The organism is Pseudooceanicola lipolyticus (genome assembly GCF_002786325.1).
Classification (GTDB): domain Bacteria; phylum Pseudomonadota; class Alphaproteobacteria; order Rhodobacterales; family Rhodobacteraceae; genus Pseudooceanicola_C; species Pseudooceanicola_C lipolyticus.
Genome location: NZ_PGTB01000001.1, coordinates 153,461 through 179,367 on the forward strand (window position 1 = coordinate 153,461; position 25,907 = coordinate 179,367).

26 protein-coding genes are annotated in these 25,907 nt (G+C 63.6%); 21 read left to right on the forward strand and 5 right to left on the reverse strand.

Translation table 11 applies throughout. From position 1 onward, the window contains the following. Positions 1-28: 28 nt before the first annotated feature. The 19 genes from CVM52_RS00750 (at position 29) to CVM52_RS00840 (ending at position 20,849) form a co-directional block, all read left to right on the forward strand. Entirely contained in the window at positions 29-1,303 is a 1,275-nt protein-coding gene (locus CVM52_RS00750) for an NAD(P)-binding domain-containing protein (protein ID WP_205964838.1), read from the forward strand. A gap of 320 nt (positions 1,304-1,623) precedes the next feature. Then, positions 1,624-3,258 carry an amidohydrolase gene (locus tag CVM52_RS00755; RefSeq protein WP_100160816.1) on the forward strand — a complete coding sequence of 545 codons (1,635 nt, stop codon included), beginning with the start codon at positions 1,624-1,626 and terminating at the stop codon, positions 3,256-3,258. Further along, a complete protein-coding gene (locus CVM52_RS00760) occupies positions 3,258-4,196 on the forward strand; it encodes an ABC transporter permease (RefSeq protein WP_100160817.1) in 939 nt (312 codons plus the stop codon). The genes CVM52_RS00755 and CVM52_RS00760 overlap by 1 nt, the downstream gene beginning before the upstream one ends. 76 nt (positions 4,197-4,272) lie before the next feature. After that, on the forward strand, positions 4,273-5,157 hold the full coding sequence (locus tag CVM52_RS00765; protein WP_100160818.1) for an ABC transporter permease: 885 nt from the start codon (positions 4,273-4,275) through the stop codon (positions 5,155-5,157). 35 nt (positions 5,158-5,192) lie between these two features. Continuing rightward, positions 5,193-6,761 carry an ABC transporter substrate-binding protein gene (locus CVM52_RS00770; RefSeq protein WP_100160819.1) on the forward strand — a complete coding sequence of 523 codons (1,569 nt, stop codon included), beginning with the start codon at positions 5,193-5,195 and terminating at the stop codon, positions 6,759-6,761. 90 nt (positions 6,762-6,851) lie between these two features. Continuing rightward, on the forward strand, positions 6,852-8,285 hold the full coding sequence (locus CVM52_RS00775; RefSeq protein WP_100160820.1) for an amidohydrolase family protein: 1,434 nt from the start codon (positions 6,852-6,854) through the stop codon (positions 8,283-8,285). A 2-nt stretch (positions 8,286-8,287) separates the two neighbouring features. Further along, on the forward strand, positions 8,288-9,280 hold the full coding sequence (locus tag CVM52_RS00780) for an ABC transporter ATP-binding protein (RefSeq protein ID WP_100160821.1): 993 nt from the start codon (positions 8,288-8,290) through the stop codon (positions 9,278-9,280). Continuing rightward, positions 9,277-10,338, forward strand: coding sequence for an ABC transporter ATP-binding protein (locus CVM52_RS00785; RefSeq protein WP_100160822.1), 1,062 nt, complete (start codon positions 9,277-9,279; stop codon positions 10,336-10,338). The genes CVM52_RS00780 and CVM52_RS00785 overlap by 4 nt, the downstream gene beginning before the upstream one ends. Beyond that, positions 10,335-11,885, forward strand: coding sequence for an acetolactate synthase large subunit (locus CVM52_RS00790; RefSeq protein ID WP_100160823.1), 1,551 nt, complete (start codon positions 10,335-10,337; stop codon positions 11,883-11,885). The genes CVM52_RS00785 and CVM52_RS00790 overlap by 4 nt, the downstream gene beginning before the upstream one ends. Before the next feature lie 123 nt (positions 11,886-12,008). Next, entirely contained in the window at positions 12,009-12,848 is an 840-nt protein-coding gene (locus tag CVM52_RS00795; protein WP_100160824.1) for a transporter substrate-binding domain-containing protein, read from the forward strand. Position 12,849: 1 nt separating this feature from the next. Beyond that, a complete protein-coding gene (locus CVM52_RS00800) occupies positions 12,850-13,617 on the forward strand; it encodes an amino acid ABC transporter ATP-binding protein (RefSeq protein WP_100160825.1) in 768 nt (255 codons plus the stop codon). A gap of 5 nt (positions 13,618-13,622) precedes the next feature. Next, the gene (locus CVM52_RS00805) at positions 13,623-14,297 is read left to right on the forward strand and encodes an amino acid ABC transporter permease (RefSeq protein WP_100160826.1); all 675 of its coding nucleotides are present in this window, start codon (positions 13,623-13,625) and stop codon (positions 14,295-14,297) included. 3 nt (positions 14,298-14,300) lie between these two features. After that, the gene (locus tag CVM52_RS00810; protein ID WP_100160827.1) at positions 14,301-14,966 is read left to right on the forward strand and encodes an amino acid ABC transporter permease; all 666 of its coding nucleotides are present in this window, start codon (positions 14,301-14,303) and stop codon (positions 14,964-14,966) included. A gap of 16 nt (positions 14,967-14,982) precedes the next feature. Continuing rightward, entirely contained in the window at positions 14,983-15,918 is a 936-nt protein-coding gene (locus CVM52_RS00815) for an N-carbamoyl-D-amino-acid hydrolase (protein WP_100160828.1), read from the forward strand. Between the two features lie 162 nt (positions 15,919-16,080). Next, complete coding sequence (locus CVM52_RS00820) at positions 16,081-17,013, forward strand: dihydrodipicolinate synthase family protein (RefSeq protein WP_100160829.1); 933 nt, start codon at positions 16,081-16,083, stop codon at positions 17,011-17,013. Further along, positions 17,013-17,801 carry an SDR family oxidoreductase gene (locus CVM52_RS00825; RefSeq protein WP_100160830.1) on the forward strand — a complete coding sequence of 263 codons (789 nt, stop codon included), beginning with the start codon at positions 17,013-17,015 and terminating at the stop codon, positions 17,799-17,801. The genes CVM52_RS00820 and CVM52_RS00825 overlap by 1 nt, the downstream gene beginning before the upstream one ends. A 4-nt stretch (positions 17,802-17,805) precedes the next feature. Continuing rightward, positions 17,806-19,272 carry a dihydropyrimidinase gene (hydA, locus tag CVM52_RS00830; protein ID WP_100160831.1) on the forward strand — a complete coding sequence of 489 codons (1,467 nt, stop codon included), beginning with the start codon at positions 17,806-17,808 and terminating at the stop codon, positions 19,270-19,272. Continuing rightward, positions 19,269-19,925, forward strand: coding sequence for an aspartate/glutamate racemase family protein (locus CVM52_RS00835; RefSeq protein WP_100160832.1), 657 nt, complete (start codon positions 19,269-19,271; stop codon positions 19,923-19,925). Before hydA ends, CVM52_RS00835 begins: the two co-directional genes overlap by 4 nt. 18 nt (positions 19,926-19,943) lie before the next feature. After that, complete coding sequence (locus CVM52_RS00840) at positions 19,944-20,849, forward strand: LysR family transcriptional regulator (protein ID WP_100160833.1); 906 nt, start codon at positions 19,944-19,946, stop codon at positions 20,847-20,849. Between the two features lie 95 nt (positions 20,850-20,944). Here CVM52_RS00840 and CVM52_RS00845 read toward each other — a convergent pair whose 3' ends face one another. The 5 genes from CVM52_RS00845 to CVM52_RS00865 all read right to left on the reverse strand — a co-directional run bounded on the left by CVM52_RS00845 (position 20,945) and on the right by CVM52_RS00865 (position 23,618). Beyond that, a complete protein-coding gene (locus tag CVM52_RS00845) occupies positions 20,945-21,208 on the reverse strand; it encodes a hypothetical protein (RefSeq protein WP_100160834.1) in 264 nt (87 codons plus the stop codon). A gap of 61 nt (positions 21,209-21,269) precedes the next feature. Continuing rightward, positions 21,270-21,491, reverse strand: a complete 222-nt coding sequence (locus tag CVM52_RS00850) for a hypothetical protein (RefSeq protein ID WP_100160835.1) — start codon at positions 21,489-21,491, stop codon at positions 21,270-21,272. Positions 21,492-21,599: 108 nt separating this feature from the next. Beyond that, a complete protein-coding gene (locus tag CVM52_RS00855; RefSeq protein ID WP_133119763.1) occupies positions 21,600-22,679 on the reverse strand; it encodes a hypothetical protein in 1,080 nt (359 codons plus the stop codon). Further along, positions 22,676-23,035, reverse strand: a complete 360-nt coding sequence (locus CVM52_RS00860) for a carboxymuconolactone decarboxylase family protein (protein WP_100160837.1) — start codon at positions 23,033-23,035, stop codon at positions 22,676-22,678. Before CVM52_RS00860 ends, CVM52_RS00855 begins: the two co-directional genes overlap by 4 nt. Before the next feature lie 4 nt (positions 23,036-23,039). After that, positions 23,040-23,618: a carboxymuconolactone decarboxylase family protein gene (locus tag CVM52_RS00865; RefSeq protein ID WP_100160838.1), complete on the reverse strand. Its 579-nt coding sequence runs from the start codon at positions 23,616-23,618 to the stop codon at positions 23,040-23,042. A 100-nt stretch (positions 23,619-23,718) separates the two neighbouring features. Between CVM52_RS00865 and CVM52_RS00870 the strand changes: the two genes are divergently transcribed. Together CVM52_RS00870 and CVM52_RS00875 are read left to right on the forward strand one after the other, a co-directional pair. Next, entirely contained in the window at positions 23,719-24,717 is a 999-nt protein-coding gene (locus tag CVM52_RS00870; RefSeq protein WP_240620814.1) for a LysR substrate-binding domain-containing protein, read from the forward strand. Positions 24,718-24,784: 67 nt separating this feature from the next. After that, on the forward strand, positions 24,785-25,840 hold the full coding sequence (locus CVM52_RS00875; RefSeq protein WP_100160840.1) for an aromatic ring-hydroxylating dioxygenase subunit alpha: 1,056 nt from the start codon (positions 24,785-24,787) through the stop codon (positions 25,838-25,840). The last annotated feature ends 67 nt before the right edge of the window (positions 25,841-25,907 follow it).

Consider the following 25,907-nt stretch of genomic DNA (forward strand, 5'->3'; position numbering starts at 1 on the left):
ACCCGCCCTCGGTCCAGATGGCAAGAGGATGCTCAACGTCCTGGTTGTGGGCGCCGGGCAGGGCGGGTTGGCCATCGGGTTCCAGCTTTTGCGGGAACGGGTCGACGGGTTTGCGATCGTAGATGCCGCGCCTGCGGGGCAACGCGGCCCATGGAACACCTATGCCCGGATGAAAACCCTGCGCTCTCCGAAAGAGGTGACAGGCCCCGACCTCGACATCCCGTCGCTGACCTTTCAAAGCTGGTACGAGGCACAGTTCGGCGCTGCCGCCTGGAAGGACGTGGGCAAGATTCCCAAAGGCATGTGGGCAGAGTACCTTGGCTGGTACGAAAAGGTGCTCGGACTGCCGGTTGAGGGCGCCGCGCCGGTGGTGGCGATTCATCCCCATCCCGATCATGTTGCGGTCGAAATCGGCGGACCCGCGCCAAAAACGCTTTACACCCGGCAGGTCGTTCTGGCCAACGGCATCGACGGTTTCGGGCGCTGGTGGATGCCCGACTTCATCTCGGATCTGCCGGAAGCAAGGCGCAACCATGCCTGTGATCCGATCGACTTTGGCGCGATGCGCGGCAAGGTCGTGGCGGTGCTGGGCGCCGGGGCGGCGGCCTTCGACAATGCGGCCGCTGCGGTGGAGGCTGGGGCGGAAAGCGTCCACATCTTCGTGCGACGGCCCGAAATTCAACGGGTCCAGCCCTTCAAGCAACTGTCCTACAACGGATTTCTGCGCCACATGGGAGATCTGCCGGTGCCGCTGCGCTGGCGGTTCATGCGCTATCTTCTGACCCTGCGCGAGGCGTTCCCGCAGGAAACATGGGACCGGGTGGCACGTCACGACAATGTCCAACTGCACACCGGTGAAGGATGGTGCGACGCCCGTATGCGGGGCGACCGGGTGGAAATCGAGACCACCCTGGGCCGGTTTACCGCCGATCACGTCATCTGCGGGACGGGACTGGAAATCGGGGCCGGCCACCGCCCCGAGCTGGCGCCTTTTGCCGACCGGATCGCGACATGGGCCGACCGCCACCCGCCAGCGCAAGAGGTTCCGCGCCTTGGGGCCTTTCCGTTTCTGGGCGACACCTTCGAGCTCTTGCCCAGAGACCCCGCCGACGCCGAGGCGCTGGCGCGCATCCGGGTCTTCACCTTCGGCGCGACGATGAGTTTCGGGCCCTCCGGTTCGTCGATCAATGCGCTCAAGTTCGGTCCCGGCCGGGTTGTCCGCGGGATCACCAGCGCGCTTTTCGCCGAGGGCGCAGAGGCGCATCTGGACGATCTCATGGCCTATGACACGCCTGAATTCTGAGCCTTCGCCGGGCGCCAATCCCCTGTCGCGCGCTGGTCTGCGGCACTCGAAAACCGGATGCGGCGCGACCGACAATGCCCGTTTTGGGACATTTATATTCTTATCAGAAATTTAATCACCTCGATCAGCATGAGAGAAGGCGGTTATTTACACGTGAAAACAAGGGCTTGAGGCGTGTTTTGTGAATGTGACCCTCGGCTGGTGCTTGATTGACAAAAAACCCGCCTGTCCAGTGAACATTCCGAGCAAGACATGTGCAGAACGACCAAACCGGAGAATTCGATGATCAAGGGCTTTGAAGCCAACCAGGTGCAAGCGTGATGGGAACGCCCGTACATGCAGAGACCGTTTTGAAGAACGGCAAGGTTTGGTGCGGCCTCGGCCTGCCTCTGGCCAGTGCCATTGCGCTGTGGGGCGGCCGGGTTCTGGCGACCGGCTCGGATGTCGAGATCGAGCCTCTGATCGGGCCGCAGACCACCGTGATCGATTTGGCCGGTCGGCTTGCAACGCCGGGGCTGAACGATGCGCATATGCACCTGGTGCCTTACGGCACCGCCATGTCCGAGATCGACCTGCGCCCCGCTACCGTGCCGACGCTGGAATCGTTGTTGGCATCGCTGCGGGATCGGGCCGCGACCCTGCCCAAGGGCGATTGGGTGATCGGGCGCGGCTATGACCATTTCAAGCTGGATGTCGGCCGCCACCCGTATCGCGAAGAACTGGACGAAGCCTGCCCGGATCATCCGGTCTATATCGTGCGCACGGACGGACACCTTGCCGTGGCAAACTCGCTGGCTTTGAAGCTGGCCGGGATCACCGAGGACACGCCGTCGCCGCAGGGCGGGCTGATCGAACGGCAGAACGGCCGGCTGACCGGTCTGTTGGCCGAAACCGGCCGCGAGCCGGTGATGCAGGTGCTGCCCGAGAACTCGGTCGAGACGCTGGTGCAAAGCATCGAGCGGGGCGGCGCGGATCTTCTGTCGCGCGGGATCACCTCCTGCATGGAGGCGGCGGTCGGCATCCGCGACGGCTGGACCGAGATGCTGGCCTATCAGAAGGCGCATCGCGAGGGCCGGCTCCCGGTGCGGGTCTATGCGACGCTGATGGGCGACAAGGGCCGGACGGTCATGGCCGAAGCCGGTGCCGCGGGCATGGTTTCGGGCGGCGGCGACGACATGTTCCGCATCGGCCCGGTCAAGATCTTTACCGACGGCGCGGCGGGCGGGCGCACCGCCGCGATGACCCGGCCCTATCTTGGCGGCGATGAAACCGACACCGGCCTGCTCTGCCTCGACGATGCCGAATTGAACGCCATGATCGCGGACGGCCATCGCAAGGGCTATCGGTTTGCCATTCACGCCATCGGCGATGCGGCCATCGAGCAGGTGCTGAACGCCTTCGAGGCGGCGCTGGCCGAGGTGCCGGATCCGGATCGCCGGCACCGGATCGAGCATTGCGGCTGGCTGCGGCCCGATCAGATGGCGCGCATGAAGGCGATGCACGTTCTGCCCGCGCCGCAGCCCGCCTTTCTCTATTACTTCGGCGATCTCTACCTGACCCTGATCGAAAAAGAGCGTGTCGAGGCCAGCCACCCGATGCGGACATGGATCGACGCGGGGCTGCATCCCTCGGCCTCGACCGATTGTCCGGTGGTCGAGATCGATCCCTTTGCCAACCTCTACTCGATGGTGACCCGCAAGACCGAAAAGGGCACCCAGATCGGCACGGAACATATCCTGACCATGGAAGAGGCGCTGAACGCCTATACCTTCGAATCCGCCTATGCCGCACATGAAGAAACGATCAAGGGGCAATTGGTGCCAGGGCAGCTTGGCGATGTCGCGGTGTTCGACACCGATCTGCTGACCTGCGCGGCCGAAGATATCCTGACCACCCGTTGCGATCTGACCATCTTGGGCGGGCGCGTGGTGTACCAGCGGGACCAGACCGTCTGATGCTGGGCCAGATCGTCAACAGATTGCTGATCTCGATCCCGGTTCTCTTCGGCGTGCTGATGCTGGGTTTCGGGCTGTTGATCCTGGTCCCCGGCGATCCCGCCATCGTCATGGCGGGGCCTACCGCGACGCCCGAGGTTCTGGCCGCGATCCGGGTCGAGATGGGTCTGGACCGCCCGGTTGTTGAACAGTTTTTCAGCTATATTGGCCGGGTGATGCAGGGCGATCTGGGGCGTTCGCTGATTTCCAACAAGACGGTGGGATCCGAACTGTTGGCCGCCATCGGGCCGACCGCGGAATTGATGTTCGCCTGTCTGATTTGGTCGATCCCGGTGGGCATCGGGCTGGGCACCCTTGCGGCGGTCAAGCGTGGCACGCTGATCGACCGCATGATCATGGCGGTGTCGGTTGCGGGCGTGTCGCTGCCGATCTTCTTCATCTGCCTGATGATGATCCATTACTTCGGGGTGCAATGGCGTCTGTTGCCCTTCATCGGGCGCGGCGGACCGCTCTGGACCCTCGACGGGTTGCGCCATATCGCGCTGCCGGCATTGTCCCTTGGCGCGATCTTCATCGGGCCGGTGGCCCGGATGACCCGCTCTTCGGTGCTGGAGGTGCTCAAGCTCGACCATGTGCGCACGGCGCGCTCCAAAGGGCTGCCGGAAACCCAGGTGATCCTCAGGCACGGGCTGCGCAATGCGCTGATCCCGGTGGTGACATTGATCGGCCTTCAGGCGGGATACCTTCTGGGCGGGGCGGTCGTGACCGAGAGCATCTTTTCCTTTCCGGGCATCGGCCGGCTTGCGGTTGGGGCGATCCTGTCCTCCGATTTTCCGCTGGCGCAGGGCACGATCCTGATTCTCGCGCTGAGCTTCATCCTGATCAACATGATCGTCGACATCCTCTATGCGCTGCTCGACCCGCGGGTGCAGTCATGAGGGCGGTGTTGCAAGCCACTTCTGCCCGGCCCGCGGGCGGCAAACCCGAAACCGGACATGGACAGGACGGCAGCCAATGACACCTGTTGACGCACCATCTTGGGATGCTCCGGCTCCCGTTCGCCCGTGGTGGCAGCGGCTGTTGCGGGATCCGGTCGCTTTGGTCGCGGCGGTGGTTCTGGCGGTCATCGTGGCCTGCGCCATTGCCGCACCGCTGATCGCTCCGCATGATCCCTTTGCCAGCTCGCGGGCGGTGATGAAGCCGCCGATCTGGTCGGACAAAAGTGATCCGGCACATCTTCTGGGCACGGACGGGCAGGGGCGGGACATGCTGTCGCGCCTGTTCCACGGCACCCGCCTGACGCTGATCATCGGTGTCCTGTCGGTCGGTCTGGGGGGGGTGCTGGGCTCGTTGCTCGGTCTCTTGGCGGCGTTTCGCCCGAAGCTCGATCCATGGGTCATGCGGCTGGTGGATGTCATGCTGTCGTTTCCGGCCATCCTGCTTGGGCTGGCTCTGGTTGCGGTGGTGGGACCGGGCGCGATGCCGGTGGTGATCGCCCTTGCAATTGCCACCGTCCCCGACAGCGCGCGGATCGCCCGGTCGATCGCCGTGTCGGTGATGAAGCAGGAATATATCGAAGCCGGACGCGCATTGGGCCTGTCGTCTTATACGCTGTTTCATCGCTATCTGCTGAGGAACTGCGTCTCGACGATCATGATCTTCATGTCGATGCGGTTCGGACAGATCATCCTGATCGGCGCGGCGCTGTCGTTTCTTGGCCTCGGCGCGCGCCCGCCGACCGCCGAACTGGGGATGATGGCGGCGCAGGGCAGGGATTTCCTGCTGTTCGCCCCGCATATCGCGGTGATCCCCTCGGTTCTGATTTTCGTGATCGTCCTGGCCGCGAACATTCTTGGCGACGCGCTGCGCGATGTCCTCGATCCACGACTGAGATCCTGAAGAAACACATGGAAAAAACAGGGAAAGGAATAACCATGAAAAGACTACTAACGACAACGGCGCTGCTGTTTGCAGCGGGCCTCGCGCAGGCCTCAGAGCTGACGATTGTGCGCGAGGTGGACAGCAACAACTATGATCCTCACAAGTCCACCGCCCGAGCGGCTTCGGAGATCCTGTTCATGCTGGGCGACACGCTGGTATCGCTCGCGCCGGACATGCAGACCGTAGAGCCGGGCATCGCCGAAAGCTGGGAAGTCAGCGAAGACGGCAAGACCTATACCTTCAAGCTGCGCGAAGATGTGACCTTCTGCGATGGCAAGGCGCTGACCGCCGCCGATGTGGTCTATTCGATGAACCGCTGGATCGATCCCGAGACGAAATCGCCGGTCGCATGGCGCGCCGGCGAAGTCGAAAGCGTCACCGCCGTCGACGACTATACCGTCGAATACAAGCTGACCGCGCCCTTCTCGGAACTGCTCTACCAGTTGACGCAAGGGTTCGGCACGATCATCGATCAGGCCAATGTCGAGGCGCTGGGGCCTGACTTCGGGATTTCCGGTTTCAACGGCACAGGTCCCTATTGCTGGGTCGAATGGACCCCGCGCGACAAGATGATCCTCGAAAAGCACGAGGCATACACCTGGGGCGCGCCGTTCCATGCCAACACCGGCCCGGCGTCGATCGACCGGATCACCTGGCAGATCGTTCCCGAAGAGAACACCCGCACCGTCGCGGTGATCACCGGGCAAAGCCAGGTGACGCAATACGTGCCCTATATCGCGCTTGAACAGCTTGCCGCCTCGCCGGGCGTCGAAGTGGTGCGGTCTGATCTGGCCTTCTGGACCTATTTCATGGGCTTCAAGATCGACAAGGACACGGTTTCCGATCCGGCCGTGCGCAAGGCCATCAACCTCGCGGTGGATCAGGCGGCGATGTCCGAGGACCTGTTCTTTGGCGTGGTACAGCCGGCCTATTCCTATGTCAGCCAAGAGGCGCTGGATTGGAATTCCTCGATCGACGACAAGCTGCTGAAATTCGACCCCGCCGAGGCCAATCGCCTGCTGGATGAGGCCGGCTGGGTCCGTGGCGATGACGGCGTCCGGTCGAAAGACGGGGTCCGTCTGTCACCCACGGCCTATGTCTTTGCCGGGTCGACATGGGGCAAGCTGTCCGAGGCCGTGCAGGCCTATCTCCTCGAGATCGGGGTGGACATGCAGATCCAGGCCTTCGATGCCACGGTGGCATGGGGCAAGCTGGCAACGCAGGAGTTCGACATGTTCGGCATGTCCTTCCCCTATGTCTCGTCGGGTGATGCGCTGAACCTGTATTTCCGCAGCCAGAACATGCCGTCTCCGAACCGGATGAACTGGGACGATCCCGAGACCGATGCGCTGTTGCTGGCGGGGGCCACGGCGATCAGCGACGAAGACCGCGCGTCCGCCTATGGCGATGTGCTGGAGAAAGTCCACGATGCCGCTGTCTGGCTGCCGCTCTATCACGAGCCGATGGTCATCGCGCAGTCGTCGGACCTCGAGACTATCGTGCCGCACAACATCTATGGATCGGGCCTCTACAAAGGTCTCGACCTTAAATTCAAGGAGTGATCTCCGCCTCCGGGCCGCGCCTGTGAAACGGCGCGGCCCATCCCCCCTGCGCCGATCTCCGGTTTTCACCTTTTACGAAAGACCCTCGTCATGTCCGTCACCGTCATCCGAAAAGCAGCCTGGATCGTAGCCTATGATCCCGAAGCGGGCACCCACACATATCTCAGGGATGGGGACGTCGCCTTTGACGGCGACAAGATCGTACACGTCGGCGGAACTTATGAGGGCGCGGCCGAAACCGAAATCGACGGGCGCGCCCGGCTTGTCTCGCCGGGGTTGGTGAACATCCATTCCCATCCGAGTTCCGAGGCAATGAACAAGGGCTTCCTGGACGAGCTGGGCTCGCCTCGGCTGGGCATGTCGTCGCTTTATGAATTTATGCCGCTCTTTCGCTGTGACGACGAGGGGCGCGAAGCCTGTGTGCAGGTCACCTATTCCGAGCTGCTGAAATCCGGGGTCACGACGCTGGTCGATCTCTCGGTCAATTGGGACGGCTGGATCGAGACCTTTGCCGCGTCGGGCCTGCGCGGTGTCGTCAGCCCGATGTACCGGTCGGCTCGGTGGTACACCGACAACGGCCATGTGGTGAATTATGAATGGGACGAGGCCGCGGGCAAGGCCGATATGGACGCGGCGGTCAAGACGGTCGAGGCCGCGATCAACCATCCCTCGGGGCGTCTGTCGGGCATGATCTCGCCCTCGCAGATCGACACCTGCACGCCGGACCTTATTGCCGACAGCTTTGCGCTGGCGCAGGAGAAGGGGCTGCCGTTCCAGATCCACGCGGCGCAGTCGGTCGTGGAGTTCACCGAGATCACGCGCCGTCACGGCGTGACACCCCTGGAATGGCTGGACAGCCTGGGTGTGCTCAAACCCGGGGCAATCATCGGCCACGGCATCTTCCTGAACGACTATCCGAATGTGTTCTGGCCCGAAGCGCAGGATTTCAAACTGTTGCAGGAGTCCGGCGCAGCGGTTGCCCATTGTCCAACCGTATTCCAGCGCCGCGGCATCGCGATGAACACCGTTGGCCGCTATATCCGCGGCGGTGTCCCTGTGGGCATCGGGACCGACACCTATCCTCACAACATGCTCGAAGAGATGCGGACCGCGCTGTACCTCAGCCGGATAATGTCGAAGAACCCCTACGACCTGCGCACCTCCGACATCTTTGACGCGGCGACACTGGGCGGGGCCAAGGTGCTGGGCCGCGAGGATATCGGCCGCCTTTCGGTTGGCGCCAAGGCCGACCTGTTCCTTGCCGATCTGGCCGATCCGGCCATGATGCCGGTGCGCGATCCGCTTCGGTCGCTGATCTACGTGGCGGCGGAACGCGCGGTGCGCGACGTGTTTGTCGACGGGCGTCACGTCGTGGTCGACGGTGAGGTGCCGGCCTTCGATCTGCCCGAGGCGCTGGCGCGGCTCGAAGCGGCGCAGCGCCGCGCCGAAGAGCAATTCGCCACCCTCGATTTTGCCGGGCGCACCCACCAGGACGCCTCGCCCTATGTTTATGGACAAGCCTGATCATGGGCCAGTCACAGCCCCCCCTGCTTGAGGTTGATGACCTCGCCGTCGAGTTTCACACCGGCGGCACGGTGCAGCGCGCGGTTCAAGGCGTGTCTTTCTCGCTCGAGCGGGGCAGAACGCTGGGCGTGGTCGGCGAATCCGGCTGCGGGAAATCCGTCACGTCGCTGTCGATCATGCGCCTCGTGCCGCAGCCGCCGGGGAAATACGCCCGCGGCGAGATACGTTTTGACGGGAAGGATCTGTTGGCCCTGCCCGAGTCCGAGATGCGCAAGCTCAGGGGCGCGCGCATCGGGATGATCTTCCAGGAACCGATGACCTCGCTCAATCCGGTCTATACCTGCGGCGAGCAGATCGTCGAGACGCTGATGATCCATTCCACGCTAACGACGGCCGAGGCCCGCGAAAGGGCAATCGAGATGCTGGGTCTCGTCGGGCTTCCTTCGCCGCGCAGCAGGGTAGACGATTATCCTCACCAGCTGAGCGGGGGGCAGCGGCAACGGGTGATGATTGCGCTGGCGCTGGCCAACGATCCCGACCTGCTGATCGCGGACGAACCGACGACGGCACTGGATGTGACGGTACAGGCGCAGATCCTCGACTTGATGGGTGATCTTCGGAGCCGCACCGGAGCCGCCGTGATGCTGGTGACGCATGACCTGGGCGTGGTGGCGCAGACCTGTGACGATGTGGTGGTGATGTATGCCGGGCGCGTGGTGGAGCGCGCGGGCACCGCCGCGCTCTTCGCCGATCCGCAGCATCCCTATACCGTGGGGCTGATGGCGGCGATCCCGCGGATCAACACGGCGGTCGGGCGGCTTGCGACGATCCCCGGCTCGGTGCCGCCGCCTTGGGCCGCACTCTCGGGCTGCCGTTTCGCCAGCCGCTGCCCGCTGGCCACCGATCAATGCCGCACCGAGGATCCGCCGATGACCGAGATCTCGGCCGGCCACGCGGTTGCCTGCTGGCGCGCGCCGATCGAGGTGGCGGCATGAGTGCAATGCTTGAAGTCCGGGGACTGACCAAGCATTTCCCCGTCCACCGCGGCGTGTTGCGGCGCGTGGTGGGACAGGTCAGGGCCGTCGAGGATGTCAGCTTTGACGTGGCGCAGGGCGAGACGCTGGCCATCGTGGGCGAGTCCGGCTGCGGCAAGTCCACGATCGGGCGCACCTTGCTGCGGCTGATCGAGGCGACGGCCGGATCGGTGCGGTTGGAAGGCGAGCATGTGCTGAACCAGCCCGAAGCGAAGATGCGCGAGATCCGCAAGCAGATGCAGATCATCTTTCAGGATCCCTTCGGTTCGTTGAACCCGCGCATGACGGTTTCAGAAACGCTGGCCGAGCCGCTTTTGCTGCATGGCCTGGCCACGGCGAAGGATGTGCGCGAGAAAGTATCTAACCTGCTGGAGACCTGCGGGCTGCAACCTTGGCACGCCGAGCGTTATCCGCACGAGTTCTCGGGCGGGCAGCGCCAGCGCGTGGGCATCGCCCGCGCCCTCGCCACGCGGCCCAAGCTGATTGTCTGCGACGAGCCGGTTTCGGCGCTCGACGTGTCGGTGCAGGCGCAGATCGTGAACCTGTTGAAGGATCTCCAGCAGCAATTCGGCATCGGCTATGTCTTTATCAGCCACGATCTTGCCGTCGTCCGGCACATGGCTGACCGGGTGGCCGTGGTCTATCTTGGCCGGATTGTCGAAGAAGCGCCGACCGCCGATCTCTTTGCCCGGCCGAGCCATCCCTATACCCGATCGCTGATCGACGCGGCGCCGCGGCCCGATCCGGGCGAAAAGACCGCACGGGCCCCGCTGGAAGGCGATCTGCCCTCCGCGCTCGCGCCGCCGTCTGGCTGCGCCTTTCATCCCCGCTGTCCGATGGCGCAGGATCTGTGCCGGACCGAGCGGCCGGCGCTGCGCAAGCTGGGCCAGGCGCGCGTCGCCTGTCACTTTGCCGAAACCGTCACCGCCACCGGATTGACCACGGCCGCCGCGCCGTCGCCGGCCTTTCGCGACCGGCTCGCGGTGCTGAATGCCGCTCGAACACATGAGAAACCATGACTGAATACCCCACTATGAACGGCGCCGAATCCGTGGTGCGCAGCCTGCACGGGGCGGGTGTAAGCGTCTGCTTCGCCAATCCGGGAACCTCCGAGATGCAGTTCGTCGATGCCCTCGACCGGACCGGGCTGATGCGCTGTGTTCTGGGCCTTTTCGAAGGTGTCGTAACCGGCGCCGCCGACGGCTATGCGCGAATGGCCGGCGTCCCGGCCGTGACGCTGCTGCATCTTGCACCGGGACTGTCGAACGCCAGCGCCAACATGCACAACGCGCGCAAGGCGCGGTCGCCGATGCTGAACCTCGTGGGCGACCACGCCGTGCGCCACCGTGGCTATGACGCACCGCTGACTTCGGATGTCGCGGGGGCCGCGGCTCCCTTCTCCGATTGGGTGAAGACGGCGACCAGCCCGGACACCTTTGCCCGTGACGCGATGGAGGCCCTGGGCGCCGCCATGGCCCGGCCGAACCGGGTTGCAACGCTGATCGCCCCAGCGGATATCGGCTGGGATGAGGGTGGGGTGGTCGCGCCGCCACCGCCGCCGCCCGATTTCGCACCGCTGGACGAGCATGCGCTGGAACGTGCCGCCGGGATGCTTGACGCCGAGACCGTGCTGCTGGTGGGGGGCCGCGTGCTGGAACAGCCTGACGCCGTGGCGCTCTTGCACGGGATCGCGGATAAGACCGGCGCACGGGTGCTGGCGCCGACGTCGAACCGCCGATGTGACCGCGGGGCGGGCCGCGCCGGGATCGACAAGGTGCCCTATCCCATCGACATGGCGCTTGAGACGCTCGCGCCGTTTAAGCGCGCGGTATTGATCGAGACCGTGCCGCCGGTCGCCTTCTTTGCCTATCCGGGAAAGCCCAGCCTGTTGCTGCCCGCAAGCTGCGAGGTGATGACGCTTGCCGGGTTGGACGGGGATGGCCCCGCCGCGATCGCAGCACTGGCCGAGCGGGTCCGGGCCAGCAAGCTGATCGCGCCGGTGGAGCTGCCGCCAAGCCCCGCAGCGGGCGCGATCACTCCGGCCACGATCGCTGCGGCCATTGCACATGCGCTGCCCGACAACGCCATCGTCGTGGACGAGAGCATTTCGGGGGGCCGCGACATCTGGCGCGCCACCAGGGCCGCCGCGCCACATGCGTGGATTTCCTTGACCGGCGGCGCCATCGGCGACGGCATTCCGATGGCGCTTGGCGCCGCAGTGGCCTGTCCGGATCGGCCGGTCGTTTCGCTGCAAGCCGACGGTTCTGCGATGTACACGATCCAAGCATTGTGGAGCCAAGCCCGCGAACAGGCCAACGTCACCACGGTGATCTTTGCCAACCGGACCTACGAGATCCTCAAGAAAGAGCTGTTCGCCGTCGGCGCCAATCCCGGCCGCTCGGCGCTGGACATGCTGGATCTCGACCGGCCCCATCTCGATTTCGTGTCGCTCGCCCGCGGCATGGGGGTTCCGGCCCGGCGCATCGAAGACGCCGCAGAGCTGCAACGGGCCATCGCCGACGCGGCACACGAGCCCGGGCCGTACCTGATCGAGGCGATGATGTAGGGACAGATGCAACGCCCTGACGCAATTCGATTAATTGCAACCGCCGCTGACAAGTCTCTGGGTCAGGGGCGACGACGTGAAGACCCTTGTTCCAGCGACGCAACTCACAACAGGAGAGCCCGGATGACCAGACAACTCACACTCGGTACCATCGCAACGCTTCTCGCCCTCGGCGGGGCCGCCCAGGCGCAGGAGACCACCTATACCGTCGCCTTGGACGGGACATTTGCACCGCATGCCATGCCTGCACTGTCGGGCGGCATCGAAGGCTTCAACGTCGATCTGGCCAATGAGATCGGTGAACGGCTTGGCGTGTCGATGGATATCGTGGCGACGCAATTCTCGGGAATCCTGCCGGGTCTTGCCGCCGGGACTTATGATTTCGTCGTCGCCCCCGTGACCATCACCGAAGAACGCGCCGGCAACCTGTTGTTTTCCGAAGGCTACCTGAACACGGATTTTCAGTTCGTGGTCAAGGCCGGCACCGAAGAGATCACAAGCCTTGAGGAGCTGAGCGGAAAAACCATCGCGGTGAACAAGGGGTCTGTCTATGACTCCTGGGCTCGCGAAAAGGCCGAGGAGATCGGCTGGATCGTCGAAAGCTATGGCACCAACAGCGATGCGGTTCAGGCCGTCGTCTCGGACCGCGCCTTTGCCAATGTCGCGGGCAACACCGTCTCCGCCTGGGCGGTCAAGCAGAATCCGGCCATCGAGCTCAGCTACCTGTATTCCACCGGGCTGGTCTGGGGCATGCCCTTCAAAAAGGGCGATGAAGCGCTGCGCGACAAAGTCGAAACCGTTATCGAATGCCTGAAGCTTGACGGCACCATGGCCGCGCTGAGCGAGAAATGGTTCGGCGTCACGCCGGCTTCGGGTTCGGCGGCGGTCACGCCGCAGCCCGGTTTTGGCCAGCCCGGCTTTGAAGGCTATGCCATGGATGATCACACGCCGGGTTGCGACTGATATGACCCTGTCTCGCACCCCTGGGGGAGAGTCGGCCACGGCCACTCTGTCGCTGCGAGCCTTGCACAAGTCCTTCGGCACCATTCCGGTGCTGAAGGGGATAGACCTGCACGTTCAGCGCGGCGAGATGGTTTTTGTCCTGGGCCCTTCGGGGTCTGGGAAATCGACCATGCTGCGCTGTTGCAACCGGTTGGAAGAACCCGATTCCGGCGCGATCTTGATCGAGGGTGATCTGCTCACCGGACCCGGTGTTGATCTGAACAAGATGCGCCGGCGGATCGGCATGGTGTTCCAGTCCTTCAACCTTTACCCGCATCTCTCGGCGATGGGAAATGTCACCCTTGCGTTGCGGCGGGTGTTGAAGTTGTCCCGCGCGCAGGCCGAAGCCGAAGCCATGGCCGCGCTGCGCAGTGTCGGCCTGTCCGACCGGGCGCGGCATTATCCGGCGCAGCTTTCCGGCGGACAACAACAGCGGGTGGCCATCGCCCGCGCGCTGGCGCTGAAGCCAAGCGTGATGCTTTTCGACGAACCGACCTCGGCGCTGGACCCGGAACTGGTGGGCGATGTTCTGGACGTGATGCGCGAGGTCAAGGATCAGGGCATGACCATGCTGGTGGTCAGCCACGAGATGCAGTTTGCCCGCGAGGCCGCCGACCGGGTGGTCTTCATGGACGGCGGCGCCATCGTCGAACAGGGGCCGCCGGACCGGTTTTTTTCCATGCCAGAGCAAGAGCGGACCCGCGCGTTCCTGTCGCGGATGCGTGGATAAAACGCATGGACCTGTTTCTCGATCAGTTCGTCAATCCGGAGGTTCTGGCCAAATATGCGCCCCTGATCCTCAAGGGCGCCGGCGTGACCGTCGTGCTGTCGCTGCTGATCGTGCTGGCCGGGATCGGGTTTGGCGCTTTGCTGGCCTGTCTGCGCGCCTATCGGCTCCGGCTGGTTTCGTTTCTGATCGTGGTCTTTGCCGATGTCTTTCGGGCGCTGCCGCCGCTGGTGCTGATCCTGCTCGTGTTCTTCGGTCTGCCCAATATCGGCGTGGTGCTGTCGTCCTTTACCGTCTTGTTCATCGTGCTGACCCTCGTGCTTGCCGCCTTTGCCGAAGAGATCGTCTGGGCGGGCATCACCTCGATCCCGAAGGGCCAATGGGAAGCGGCGCGCAGCACCGGGCTCGGCTTTACCCAGGCGCTGTTTTACGTGGTGCTTCCGCAAGCGGTGCGCATGGTTATTCCGCCCCTGACCAACAGGGCCATCGCAATCACCAAGATGACGGCGCTTGGCATGGTCATTGGCGTGCCGGATATCCTGGGGCAGGCGACGACCGCGCAATCCTTCAGCGCCAATGCCTCGCCGCTGACGCTGGCCGCGGTGGCCTATGTGCTGCTGTTTCTGCCCTTTGTCATCGCCTCGCGCTGGCTCGAGGCGCGTTTCGCGCGCCCAGGGAGCTGAAGCATGGACGCGATCCTGCAACAATTCTTCAACATCGAGATCATGGCGAAATCCATGCCGCTTGTGCTCAAGGGCCTTGGCATGACGCTGTTGATCTGTGCCGTGGTCATCCCGCTGGGAGCATTGGGCGGGCTGGCGGCGGCGCTGGCCTCGGTCTCTGGCAACCGGTTTCTTCGCAGGGGCGCGATTGCCTTTGTCGATCGGTTCCGGGCGATCCCACCGCTGGTGCTGCTGATCTTCATCTATGCGGGCCTGCCATTCGCAGGCATGCGCATTTCGCCCTTCGCGGCGGTCACGCTTGGGTTTTTCCTGAACAATTCCGCCTATTTTGCCGAGATCTTCCGGGCCGGCCTGTTGTCGGTCCCGAAAGGTCAGGCCGAAGCCGCGCGTTCAACCGGGCTGACCCGGGCGCAAACCCTGATCTGGGTCACCCTGCCGCAGGCGGTGCGCAACGTGTTGCCCGACCTGCTGTCCAACATGGTCGAGATCGTGAAACTGACCTCGCTCGCCTCGGTCGTCTCGCTGGGCGAGATACTGCACGCTGCCGGGCTGGTACGCTCATTGACCTACAACGCCTCGCCGCTTGTTCTGGCGGCAGGCATCTACCTCTTGCTGCTTTGGCCGCTGATCCGACTGATCAGCCACTTCGAGCGGCGGATTGCGAGCTAAATAAGGAGTACGAGAGATGCGGGAAATCGTGATTGGCGCGGCGCAGATGGGGGGCATCCAGAAGGACGACAGCCGCAAGGCGGTGGTGGACCGGATGCTGGCCCTGCTGGCACAGGCCGCCGAGGCGGGATGCGATCTTGTGGTCTTCCCGGAACTGGCCCTGACGACATTCTTTCCGCGTTGGTGGATGGAGGATCAGGCGGAGGTCGACCGCTGGTTCGAGACCGAGATGCCGGGAGCGGAGACCCAGCCGCTGTTCGACGCGGCCAAGCGCCATGGCATCGCCATTACCTTTGGCTATGCGGAGAAGACGCCGGAGGGCCGGTATTTTAACACCTCGATTCTGACCGACCGCAGTGGGACCATCATCGGCAAGTATCGCAAGGTCCATCTGCCGGGCCATTCCGAATACGACACTGAACGCGCCTTTCAGCACCTCGAAAAGCGTTATTTCGAGCCCGGCGATCTTGGGTTTCCGGTCTGGCGCAACCTCGATGCCTGGATGGGGATGTGCATCTGCAACGACCGCCGCTGGCCGGAGGTCTATCGCGAGATGGGGCTTCAGGGTGTTGAACTGATCACGCTGGGCTATAACACCCCGGCGGTGAACAGCCAGGACAGCGCCGAGGGCCTGAAAGAGCGGCTTTATCATTCCGAGCTGTCGATGACCGCGGGCGCCTATCAGAACGCGGCCTGGGTAGTCGGCGTGGCGAAATGCGGCGACGAGGACGGTCATCCGCTGATGGCGGGCTCGATCATCGTGGATCCCAACGGTTTTGTCGTCGCCCGGGCCGAAACCGACGGTGACGAATTGGTGGTACATGCCTGTGACATGGACCTCTGCGACTTTGGCAAGCGGACGATCTTCGACTTTGCCCGCCATCGCCGGGTGGAACATTACGGGCGGATCACCGGGCAGACCGGGGTTGTCCTGCCCGACGAGGCGGGCTGAGCTGCGCGGCGGCACAAGACGGGCTGATCCTTCCCGATATCTGGCGCCTTGCCTGCGGCGGAGGCCAGCCTGTCGCGCAGCTTTTTGCAGACAAATATGCAAGGTTGGTGGGGATCGAGCCGCGCTCGATCCCGCCACGACCGAAAATCAACGGAGACTGATTTGACTAGTCTGATTAACAGAAATTCGGAAGGCGTTTTCATTATCGCCGCGACGCCCTTCGACGACACCGGCGCCATCGATTATGACAGTACCGACCGGATGGTGGACTTTTACCTGGAAACCGGGGTCAGCGGCATGACGATCCTGGGCATCATGGGTGAGGCGCCCAAGATGGCCGGAGACGAGGCGCAGAGCTTTGCCAGCCACGTGATCAAGCGGGTCAACGGGCGCGTGCCCGTGGTGGTCGGCGTCTCGGCCGCGGGGCTGGACAACATGGCGCGCCTCAGCGCCACCGCGATGGACGCCGGGGCAGGCGGCGTGATGGTCGCGCCCCAGCCCGGGATGGCCACCGAGACCAAGCTCAAAGGCTATATGGCACAGGTCTGCGCGGCGCTGAAAGACACGCCGATCTGTTTTCAGGACTACCCGCAGACCACCAGCGTGCAGGTCTCGGTCGAAACCATTCTGAGCCTGACCGTGGATCATCCGCAGATCGTAATGCTGAAACACGAAGACTGGCCGGGGTTGACCAAGCTCAGCCGGGTGCGGGCAGAAACCGGCACCGCCGATGTGCCGCGCCTGTCGATCCTGACCGGCAACTCGGCGCTGTTTCTGGCACAGGAAATGCAGCGCGGCGCCGATGGCGCGATGACAGGCTTTGCCTATCCCGAGATGCTGGTGCAGGTTGTCGCAAGGCACAAGGCCGGCGACGTGGACGGGGCGGAGGACCTGTTCGACGCCTACCTGCCGATGGTGCGGTACGAGCAACAGCTGGGTCTCGGCCTTGCGATCCGCAAGGAGGTGCTGCGCCGGCGCGGCGTCATCGCGAGCAACAAGGTCAGGGCGCCGGGACCCGCGTTGACCGCACGAGACCACGAGGAGCTGACGCGGTTGATGGCGCGTCTGGAAAAGAGACTGGGAGAATTGAACTGATGGATCTGGGACTGGCAGGAAAACGCGCCTTGGTGATGTCGTCGTCCAGAGGCTTGGGGCTTGGCTGTGCGCAGGCACTGGCCGCCGAGGGCGCGCATGTGCTTCTGACCGGGCGTTCGGGCGACAAGCTGGCCCGCGCAGCGGCAGAGATCAACGCCGCGGGGCCGGGCAAGGCGGATTTCGTCGTCGCCGATCTGACCTCTAAGAGTGTTGTGGACACGCTGATCGCGGCGGCCGAGGAATTTCTCGGGGGCGTCGACATTCTTGTCAACAACACCGGCGGCCCGCCGCCCGGCCGTATGGTCGAGGCCGATACCGCCGTGCTTGCGGCGCAATTTGACACCATGGTGATGACGGTGGCCTCGCTGACCTCCCGATTGTTGCCCGCGATGCAGGCGCAGGGCTGGGGCCGGGTCATCACCATCGGATCGTCCGGCGTGATCCAGCCGATACCCAATCTTGGCCTGTCGAATGCCATCCGCTCGGCGCTTGTGGGCTGGTCGAAGTCGCTCTCGAACGATGTCGCGGCAGATGGCGTGACCGTCAACATGCTGTTGCCGGGACGCATCCACACCGAACGGGTCGACGAGCTGGACGAAAACGCCTCTCGCAAAAGCGGCAAGCCGCTTGATGATATCCGCGTCGCCTCGAAGGCGACGATCCCCGCCGGACGTTATGGGACGGTCGAGGAATTCGGCGCCGTCTGCGCCTTTCTCGCCTCGCAACAGGCAAGTTATGTCACCGGCAGCCTCGTGCGCTGCGACGGTGGCGCCATCAAGTCGGTATAGGCACATGTACGATCTGGTTATCAAGAACGGCACGATTGTCACGGCCGCGGACACATACAGCGCCGAAATCGGGATCAAGGACGGCAAGATCGCCACCATTGGCACCGGGCTGGAGGCCAGCGACACCATCGATGCCACCGGCAAGCTGGTTCTGCCCGGCGGGATCGAGGCGCATTGCCACATCGCGCAGGAAAGCGCGACAGGGGGCATGACCGCGGATGATTATCGTTCGGGCTCGATCAGCGCGGCCTTCGGTGGCAATTCCTGTTTCGTGCCCTTCGCGGCGCAGCACCGCAACATGGGCGTGATCGAAACGCTCGATCTCTACGACAGCCGGGCGCAAGGGGCGTCGGTCATCGACTATGGCTATCACCTGATCGTGGCGGACCCGACCGAGAAGGTGCTTGCCGAAGAACTGCCCGAGGCGTTCCGGCGCGGCGTCACCTCCTTCAAGGTCTTCATGACCTATGACCTGATGAAGATCGATGACCGTCAGTTCCTCGACATTCTAAGCATCGCCAAGGAAAACGGCGCGCTGACCATGGTTCATGCCGAAAACTCGGGCATGATCGCCTGGATGTCCGAGCGACTGGTCGAGGCCGGCCATACCCAGCCGCGCTATCACGCGGTCAGTCACCCGGCGCTGGCTGAATCCGAGGCGATCAACCGTGCGATTTCTTTGGCCAAGCTGGTGGATGCGCCGCTTTTGATCGTGCATGTCTCGACACCCGAAGGCGCGGCGCTGGTCAGCGATGCACGCATGGCCGGTGCCAAGATCTTTGGGGAAACCTGCGCGCAGTATCTGTTTCTCACCCGCGACGATCTGGATCGTCCGGGGATGGAGGGGGCCAAGTTCATGTGCTCGCCTCCGCTGCGAGACAGCGCCACGCAAGAGGCGCTGTGGCGGCATCTTCAGGCCGGGACGTTCAGCGTGTTCTCGTCCGATCACGCGCCTTATCGTTTTGACGAAAGCGGCAAGCTTGCCAAGGGGCCGGATGCCACCTTCAAGCAGATCGCCAACGGGATGCCGGGGATCGCGCTGCGCCTGCCGCTGCTGTTTTCCGAGGGCGTCGCCAAGGGGCGCATCACCCTGCAACAATTCGCCGCCCTCTCGGCAAGCAATGCGGCCAAGCTGTATGGTCTGAGCTCCAAGGGCAGCATCGCCATCGGCATGGATGCCGACATCGCGATCTGGGATCCGAAGGAAAGCCGCACGGTCAAGGTCGAGGATCAACACGACAACATGGATTACACGCCGTTCGAAGGCTGGACCGTCACCGGCTGGCCGGTCACGGTTCTGACGCGGGGCGCGCGGGTGATCGATGGTGGCGCGCTGGTTGCGGAACCGGGCCATGGCCAATACGTCGCCCGCGATAAGATCGACCTGACGGGCTATCCGGGTCACCGGGCCGCCGAGCTTGACCCGGCGACAAATTTCGGCGCGCGGATCATGCCGGAGACGCGTTCGTGACCGGCCCGATTGTCGTCATCAACCCCAATTCGAACCAGGCGGTGACCGACGGTCTGGACCGCGCGCTGGCGTCCTTCCGCCTGACCGGCGGGCCGGCCATTGAATGCGTCACCCTGACCGAAGGGCCCTTCGGGATCGAATCTCAGCTGCATTCCGATCAGGTCGTCCTGCCGCTGGTCGATCTGATTGCGCGCCGCAGCGATGCCGCGGCCTTTATCATTGCCTGTTACTCGGACCCCGGGATCGACGCCTGCCGCTCGGTGTCGCCCGTGCCGGTCTTCGGCATTCAGGAAAGCGGTTTGCTGACCGCGTTGAGCCGGGCGGACCGCATCGGGATCGTGGCCATCGCGGAAGCCTCGGAAAAGCGGCATCGGCTCTATATGCGGCGCATGGGCGTGTCGTCGCGGATCGCCGGGGAACGCGCGCTGAACATGACGGTCGACGAAACCGCCCGCGGCACCGGGACTTTCACGCGCCTGCAAGAGGTGGGCAGGGCGCTGATCTCGGACGGGGCCGAGGCGCTGGTGCTGGGCTGTGCCGGCATGGCCGTTCACCGGGCCCCGCTGGAACAGGTTCTGGGCATTCCGGTGATTGACCCCACGCAGGCGGCGGTCTCGATGGCGATGGGAACGGTGCTGGCGAACCAAATTTGAAAGCGCTAGACATGCGGCATGAAGATCGCAAGACGCAATGACCTGTCGCTTCGCCTGCTGGAAATTTTCGGCACATTGATGCTGCGGCAAACCACGGTTGCCGCGGCCGAGGAACTGGGAATTTCCCAGCCTTCGGTGTCGACCGCGATCAAGCAACTCGAAGAGCAGCTGGGCTTTGAACTGTTCGAGCGCGAGAAAAAGCGCATGATCCCCACGAACGAGGCGCGCAGCCTGTTCCAGGAGGTCGAGCCGCTGTTCGAACAACTCCGTTCGGTGGAATCCTGCGTGCGGGATCTGCGCGGCGGCACCGTGGGCAAGCTGCGCATCATGGCGACGCCGCCGCTGGGCCATTCGGTGGTGCCTGGCGCGCTTTCGGCCTTTCTGGCCGATCGTCCCGGCGTGACCGTGCAATATGATGTGCGGCGGATGGACGCCGTGATTGACGCCGTTGCCATCGGGGCCGCAGATATCGGGCTTTGCCTCGGGTTGGACAGCCATCCCGGCGTCGATGTGACCACCATACAGTGGGAGCGGATGGTGGCATTGATGCGCGATGATCACCCGCTGGCGGCGCTGTCGATTGTCAGCCCGCAAGATATTGCCGGCCATAATCTCATCGGGCTGGATCGTGCCTCGAGTCTCGGGCTGATGGTGCAGAACGCCTTTGACCTCGCGCGCGTGCCCTATACGCCGCAGATAGAGGTGCGCTATTGTCACACGGCGGCGGTGCTTGCGCATTCAAGCAACGGGATCGCCGTGGTGGATTATCACACCTCGACCTTCTTGCCCAACATGGCCCTGACCAGCCGCCCGTTCGACCCGGCAATCTCGGTCCCCGCCTGCGTGATTTCGCGCCCGGGCCGGTCGCTGTCACGCCTGGCGCTGGAATTTCAGAGGACATTCCTTGCCGCCCTGACGGGATAGGGGCAGCGCATTGGGTGCATGTTGAATGGCCCCTGGCTGTGGGCCCATGGCCTTCGCCAACATCAGCCCACACCCAGATGACCCGCTTGCCTGTGCTACACAGCTTTGGGTTCAGCTTGCTCAGCCCGCTGAAACACCGCCAAGGTGGCAAAGACCCCGGCAAGCACGAAAACGTGGCCGATCGTCGAAACTCCGAACGCCACATAGCTGCCGATCGCCACGGCGAAAATCGTACTCCACATCCATGCGAGGATTTGCATAAGCATATGCGCTGTCATCAATGGAAAGCTGCGAAGAGGATTGCGGCGCTCGTTCATCACCACGTCCCATGCCAGTTTGACTGAAGATCTGGAAATCATTTTCTCCTCCTTTTTCTTTGTGCCTTGGATACGCGCGCACCGGAGCGGCAGATCAACTTTTTCACGAAGTCGTCAGAAACATCCCGAAGGTGTGGGAGAAGGCCGGGGGCATTTCCGGAGCATCGCTATCGCTCTGACGCATTCGCATTTCAGGGATCGCCGGACGCGCGCGATCATCCGATTCCCGATCCAGTGTCGCGACGTCCTTCTCGGACATCGCCGGCTTGGTCGATGCGGCAGTGCCAAACGCCGATGCCATGTGCTCGATCACCAAGTTCGGCATGGCACTCGGTCCGGTGGCGTGCTCCTGCCTCACTCAATCCGCTGATCATTGCCGGATGGACACCGGTCTTCCTGCCCGGCCCGCAGCGTGTCCATCTTGGCCTGGTCGCTAGAGCCCGATCTCGCGTTGAGGCGCCTCGAACGCCTGGCGCAGCTCTAGGCAACCGTCAAGAATGGCGCCCCCGCCGGGCAGGAGATGCGGACGGAAGACGCCATCTTTCCAAAGAGCAATACCGTCGGCTTCAACGGTCGGGTCGATCACGTTCCAGCTGATTTCACCTGGAGGTTCGGCGCCGCAGGTGTGGAAATGCAATATTCGCGGGTTTCCGAAGGCAGAGCCGCTCCAGACCTCGTAAGAGCGTTCGATTGGCCCCTCGAATCGGCAGCCGGGATGGATGCCCGCGTGCCACGAGTGCACGGCGCGATGGTCGAGGCCGTAACGTTCGGCGACGGACGTCAGATGCTTGGTCGCGCGCCGTGCGCCGGCATCGTCCCCGGTGAATTCGGTGAACCTGCCCTGCTCGAAATTTGCAAAGACCTCGGGCGGCAAGGTGACGGTGAACGGGTCGTAATAGCGCGCACCGGTACCGGTAAGGAATCCCGGCATCGCCACCCGGCCCGAGAAACCCTCGGCGCTAATGGGCGAGAACACCGATAGTGGAAACCTCAGACAATGCGTGTCCGAGGGGGCGTGACCGCGCGGTGCGCGCCCGCGGACATCGGTGCCGCGGCCACAGGTGATCCGGATCTCGGTTGCGGCGGCAAGGGCGCGGTCGGTCAGGTCGCGCAGGGCCACGAGCGCCGGGTAAGGGATGGTTCCGAAAGTCGAGGCGAGGGTACGGGCATCGAGCGCATAGCACTGCACGGTGCGCGTCGCTGTCGAGGGGGTCTCGAACCGCAGCTGGTCGCCCAGGCGCGACAGCGACACCACGACATCGGCATCGGCATCGGCAAACTGCGGAAGTAGCTCGGCAGGGATGCTGCGGGCCTCGGGGTGAAATCCGGTGTCCACCTGGCGGACATCGCAGCCAAGAGAATGCGCCGCCGTCGCCACGCATGGGGCAAGATCAGCGGAATAGAACCTGTGTCCGGGGTCTTCAATGGCAAGCAGAACGCGCTCGCCAGCCCGGACCCCGGCGCAGGTTTCAAGAAGGTTGATCGCGCCCGGATTGATTGACGCGGCAGTCACGAGACGCTGTCGCAGTCTTGCTGCGCCTTGAACTGTGCGAAGGCTTCGAGCGCCTTGGCGCCGTAGGCGATAGAGGGCCCCCCGCCCATGTAGGCGGCCATCTCGACCACCTCGGTCACCTCTTCTTCGGTGGCCCGGAGCCGCGCGAGCGAGCGGGCATGGAAGCCGATGCAACTGTCACAACGCGTCGAGATGCCGATTCCGAGGGCGATGAATTCTTTCGTCTTCTCGCTCAGGGCGTCCTCGCGCTTGGCGGCGCGGGACATGGTCGAAAACCCCTTGAACAACTCCGGAGCGCGGCGGCCAAGACGAGCGATGCGATCCTCGGTTTCTGAAATGAATGCCAGCCAGTCCATGGTTTCACGTCGCCTTGTAATAGCCGATAACATCGCCGTCAGTGGTCACGCCGAGGCCGTTGAGCAGGCGGTTCGCGTAGTTGAAATAGCCGACGATCTGGTTCACTTCGAGGATCTCGCCATCGTCAAGCCCGGCGTCGCGCAGCGCGACGACATCCGCCTCGACCATGTTTCCGGGGTTCAGCGTGAGCTTTTCGGCATAGCGCAGGATCGCCAGTTCGCGACCTTCGAACACGGTTTCGGGTTGGCCCGCGTCCAGCGCGGCACGAATGGCGTCTGCCCGCTCTGCGTCACCGATCAAATGCGCGGCGTTCGCCCAGTGATTGGCGAAGGAATAGGGACAGGCGTTGAGCGTCGAGACCCAGGCACTGACGACTTCCTGCAACCAAGTCGGCAGGGCGTTGGAGTCGTCATGCAATGCGGCGCGGTAGAGGATGACATGGCCGCGCATCGTGCTGGGACGGAGCGAATGCACGCGCATCACATTGTCGACAGTTCCGTGGGGTGTGCGGGCTAGATCGAGCACCTCACGCAAGTCCGGCCCCGCCTCGTCGTCCGGAATCATTCTGATCCATGCGCCCATTCCCACGCTCCCGTTAGGCGGATTCGCCTGTTAGTGTTGCATGTCCGGGCCGTTCGGGAGGGCGCCGGCCGATTTCTTGGTATCGGCAAGGATAATGCGGTTGACCCAAGCGGATCAGCAAAAAAGCATAATCCTAAACATTAGGTGGCCTAATATGATTCGAAATCTGCCCTTTACCACGCTTCGCAGTTTCGAATGCGTTGCGCGCCTCGGGAGCATCAGCCGCGCCGCCGAAGAGCTGAACGTGACGCAAAGCGCGGTCAGCCAGCAGATCAAGGCGCTGGAGGAATGGACCGGGTGCAGTCTTCTGGTGCGCAGCCGATCGGGCAGCCGTCCGACCGACGATGGGGCCATGCTGGCCCGGACGATCGCCAGCGGTCTCGGTCAGATTTCCGATCTGTGTTCGCAAATCCAGAGCCGCAGGCAGAAGAACGCGACGATTGTGGTCGCTTCGCTGCCAGGGTTCGCGGTGAACTGGCTGTTCCCGCGGCTGATCCGCTTCGACGAGCAGAACCCGCAACTGTCGGTTTCGATCAATACCAACGTCTCGGGCGGCGACCTCGCCGCGGGGGACTGGGACCTATCAATTCGCTATGGTCTGGGCAGCTATCGCGGGATGCACGTTGAGAAACTGTTGCCCGAGACATTGGTGCCGGTCTGCGCGCCGCGTTTGCTGACGGAAGGGCCGCCGCTGGAGACTCCGGGCGACCTTGCGCGGCATACGCTTCTCATCGACGATGTGGCCGATTGCGGTGGCGAGCCGCCGACGTGGTCCTACTGGGCCGAGGCGGCCGGGATCAGCCTGCCGAAGCCGCAGAACATGCGCCAGTTCGGGCAATCGAACATGGTGGTTCAGGCGGCGATCGAGGGCTACGGCGTGGCGCTGGGACGTTCGCCGCTTGTCGAGGCGGCGCTGGCGGACGGTCGCCTGGTGGCGCCACTTCGGCACGAGGTGCCATCACAATACTCCTACTGGTTGGTCTGCAACCGGAATGCGCTCCGGTCGGCCCGTTTGCAGAGCTTCCGCGCGTGGCTGCTGGAGGAGTCGCGCAGTTCACGCAGCGAAGCAATGTTAAGCTCTGCTAATGCAACACATTAAGCATCGGCTATTTTAGTGAGCGTCTCGGACCCGGCACACTGATCCTGTCTCGCAGCGGGTAAGGTGCATGTTTCTGAGAAATTGCTGGTATGTCGCCGGATGGGGCGCGGATTTCGGGCGTCAGCTGAGCGCCCGGACGATTCTTGGTGACGAGATTGTCATTTTCCGCAGGACCAACGGGAGCGCCGTGGCGCTCGAGAACGCCTGCCCGCACCGCAAGCTGCCACTGTCCGAGGGTGCGCTGCGTGGCGATACGGTGGAATGCGGCTATCACGGCCTGACGTTTGATTGTTCCGGGGCCTGCGTCGCCGCGCCGACGCAGCCCGACAACATCCCGCGTCGTGCGCGCGTGCGCAGTTATCCGGTTGTCGAACGCTACCGGCTTCTTTGGATCTGGATGGGCGATCCGGACCTGGCGGACCCGGAGAAAATTGTCGAAATCGAGGAGTTCGATAATCCCGAGTGGGGGCAGACCGACGGCGGGACAATTGACATCGATTGCAACTACCTGTGGGTCTGCGACAACCTGTTGGATCCCAGCCACGTGGCCTGGGTGCACGTGTCTTCCTTTGCCGGGGCGGGCACGGATAGCGAACCCCTGACGGTGGCGCGGCGTGGAAACGGGGTGCTGGTCCATCGCTGGATCATGGGAACGAAACCCAGCCCGTACTATGCGCCGCTGCTCAAGTTCAAAGGCGCTTGCGACAGGCTGCAGCATTACGAGATGATCTACCCGGGCATCGGTATCAACAAGTCCGTCTACACGCCGGCCGGGACCGGAGGAGATGGCTCCAAGGCGGTTGCGCTCACCTACATCAACATCTCGTATAACTTCATGACGCCGATAGACGCGGACAGGACACGTTACTTTTGGTTCCAGCACCGCAATACGGATGCAACGGACAAGGCTATTTCCGAGAAGATGAATGCCGGCGCCCGGATCGCATTCGAGGAAGACCGTGCAGTCCTTGAGAAGGTGCATTGGGGCATGAAGCACAAGGCCAGCCCGTCGCTGGACCTCGGCCTCGATGCCGGGGCGAAACTTTTCCGGCTCGGCATGGAGAAATTGATCGCGGGGGAAAGTGCGCAGATGACAGAGGTGCAGGACGGGGCGCTGCCTTGATCCGCTGACGCCAAGACCCAAACGACCATTTCAATCAATCCGGCCCGTAAAGTAGAAACCAATGGCC